Origin of the sequence: Nonomuraea longicatena (genome assembly GCF_039525605.1) — a bacterium.
Lineage (GTDB): Bacteria > Actinomycetota > Actinomycetes > Streptosporangiales > Streptosporangiaceae > Nonomuraea > Nonomuraea longicatena.
This window is the reverse complement of record NZ_BAAAHQ010000066.1, coordinates 1-2,954: the sequence shown is the minus strand read 5'-3', so window position 1 is coordinate 2,954 and position 2,954 is coordinate 1. Positions and strand designations below refer to the sequence as shown.

General features: G+C 66.7%; 1 protein-coding gene and 2 pseudogenes. 2 read left to right on the top strand and 1 reads right to left on the bottom strand.

The window, feature by feature from the left end; translation table 11 throughout:
• A partial coding sequence (locus tag ABD120_RS38945; RefSeq protein ID WP_343955430.1) for a tetratricopeptide repeat protein occupies positions 1 to 412 on the top strand: 412 nt, incomplete at its 5' end.
• Between the two features lie 372 nt (positions 413 to 784).
• On the opposite strand, the pseudogene ABD120_RS38940 reads toward ABD120_RS38945, so the two are convergent.
• Positions 785 to 2,367 (bottom strand): annotated as a pseudogene (locus ABD120_RS38940) (IS1182 family transposase).
• 80 nt (positions 2,368 to 2,447) lie between these two features.
• Here ABD120_RS38940 and ABD120_RS38935 point away from each other — a divergent pair.
• A pseudogene (locus ABD120_RS38935) lies at positions 2,448 to 2,912 on the top strand (transposase family protein); the annotation flags it as partial.
• Between the last annotated feature and the right edge of the window lie 42 nt (positions 2,913 to 2,954).

Genomic DNA, 2,954 nt, shown 5'->3' with positions numbered 1-2,954 from the left:
GGGTGCTGCTCGCCGCATGACGACTGGTGTCCACACTTCGGGGAGAGCCCCCCTGTATGAGGCGACGTTGACCAGCCGTGAGCGCCTCTTGGATCCCGATCATCCCCATATCCTTAGCACCCGCAACAGCCTCGCGGTCGCTTACCAGGCGGCGGGACGCACGGGCGAGGCGATCCGACTACATGAGGCGACGCTGAGGAGGCGGGAACAGACCCTGGGTGCCGAACACCCCGATGCTTTGGCCAGCGGTCACAATCTCGCGGCTGCCTATGAAGTAGCGGGACGCTTGGATGAGGCGATCCAGCTGTATGAATCGACGCTAGCTAAATGTGAACGGCTTTTTGAGCCCGGCCACACTCTTATTCGCAGTGTGCGCTCTAAACTTGAGCGTATCCTTTCTGGATCGCAGTAGTCATTGCAGCGGTAATGAACAGATGAGGTCGAAATTCTATCGAGCACCAGTAAGGGCCTCCTCTGTGACGTTCGATCTGCTGAATGTGCGCTTCGAAAGAGAGGGCGCTGAACTCTTTCCAACCTGACGGCGCTGGTCACGATGGGCGTGCACAGAACGGTGGCGTTGAGAGGAAGCTCCCGGTAAGACAGCAGTCGACCAAGATCCGATGCCCCAACCGGGAGCCTGGTTGCTGTCTTACCGTGCCTCGATTCCGCACCACCGCCTAGGACCCCTCTGAAGATGTTGCTGGCGTAATGGATCACGGGCTGAAGGTCTGGCGATCGAGGTTTGAGGGTGAAGCGGCCCTGGGTTGTTGCCCGCTGGATGGCCTCAGCCGGTGGCCGGCCGTAGCGTCCAGGTGCCCTGAGCGTGGGCGAGTCCGAGGTTGATCAGGCGGCGCAGGTTCAGGGCGGCTGCTCGTAGGTGGAGCCAGAGGTCGTTGCGCAGCACACCGCGGTAGCGGAGCTTGCGGGCGCCGCCGTCCGCGCCGATCAGCCACGCGATGGAGCGTTCGACCATGGGCCGGTGCCGCCGGTAGACGGCTTGCAGGCCGGGGTCGGTGACCCATTGCCGGCGGGCCTGGCGTAACAGGGCGTCATAGGGGTGCAGTTGCAGGGAGCGGCCGTCCTTGCTGGTGGTGCAGCGCTCGCGCAGTGGGCAGGAGCGGCAGGCGACGCCGAAGGTCACCGACCGCGCCGCGGTGATGTGCCGTCTCACCCCGGCCGGGCAGATGACGGTGCCGCCGGCTTCGTCCACGATGAAGTCGTCGATGGTGAAGCCGCCGGCCACAGCCGGGCGCAGCGGTGCGGGTTTGAAGATGACGGTGTGCCCGGCCTCGGCGAGCGCGGCGCGGGCGTCGCCGGTGCCGTAGGCCGTATCGCCCAGCACCTCGAACGTGGCAGGTTCGGCGGATGGTTCGCTCAGCAGGTCCACGCCGATGACCGCCTCGTGGTTGCCGGCTCCGCTGGCCATGGTCAGCCGCGCAGCGGTGAACAGCCCGGTATCGGGTTCGATCACGACGTGGGCCTTGTAGCCGTCCTGGCGATCGTGCACGGTTTTGTGCACGTGCCGGGCTTGATCGTCGACGGTGGAGATGACCCGGTCCGGAGCGACCTTGCGGGCGATCCGCCAGCGTCCGTCGGAGCCGTCGGAGCCCTCGGCCGCCTCGACGTCCTGGCCAGCCACCAGCGCCAGGGCCTGAGCCGCGTCGTCACTCAGTTCGCCGGCGATGGCGGCCGCTTGGAATGCCTCCACCACGGTGAGCGCGTCGTTGACCAGGCCGGAGACCAGCTCCTGACGCGCGGTGGCGTCGTTCCAGGTGATCGCGGGCTTGCCCGGATCGGTGTAGTCGGTGGCCTGGCAGCGTTCGGCGATCAGCTGGGCGGCGCCGGGCACCTGCCGGCCCGCCCGCCGTATCGCCGTGATCAGCTGGGTGATGGTGTCCTGGGTCGCTACCGCGTCCTGCAGCACCGCCGAGTCCAGTACTCGCCGCATCCGGCTGCGCAGGGCCCCGCTGGCCGCGGCCACCCGGCTGACCCGGGCGAAGATCCGGTTCGGATCACCGGAGCGGCGCAACCGCTGCCGGAAATACACCAGCAGCGACGGATCGGAGCCGCGATCGTGTAGGCCCAGCCCGCAGGCGGCTTCCAGCGCAGATCACAGCGCACCGCCAGCGCGGCCTCGGGATCGGAGTGGTGCAGCAGCACCTGCAGGACCGTCACACACGCCAGCACCTGCGGCGGGAGGCTCGGCCGGCCGTCGGTCGCGGCGTACAGGTCGGTGAACATCTCCTCGGGCAGCAGCTCATCTCGATGTTCGGCCAAGAACGCGTACACGCTGCCTGCCGGGATCAACTCCCGGCAGGTGTTCCATACATCCGGCCCTACCGGCCGCTCGGGACGATGCCCCATCATGCTGCCCAGCCTGATCCTCGACCTACATGATCGGAAGCCTGACCAGCAACATCATCAGAAGTCTCCTAGTGCTACTCGGCGAAGCCGTCGACCTTGTGACCGCCCTAGCCGGCGACGTGCGGGCTGCGGTCCAGCGCGCGGCCCGGCTGGCCTATGCCATCTTGGACGGCACCCTCATCCCGATTGACCGCTTGGCCGACCCGGTGGGCCGGCTGGTGTGGGCTTCACCAGCGCTGCCGGGCGCCATTCACGACATCTCCCAAGCTCGGACGGTCGGTCTGATCGACACCTTGACGAGTGCTGGCGTGAAGATCTTCGCGGACAAGTGCTGTCAAGGAGCGGGCGGCACGATCCGCACACCGTTCAAGCGGCATCGCTATCGGCCCTGGCTGTCACGCGGCTAGCGAGACGTCAACCGCGCCCACGCTCGCATCCGAGCCATCGGCGAGCGTGCCGTTGCGACCCTGAAGAGCTGGAAGGCACTGACCAAGCTGCGCGGCTGTCCGGAATCTCCGTGGCCCTCAGAATTTGAGGGGCCGCGGTGATTCCGGACAGCCGTCTTATGGGCGTAGCCTATGCGGCTGTTT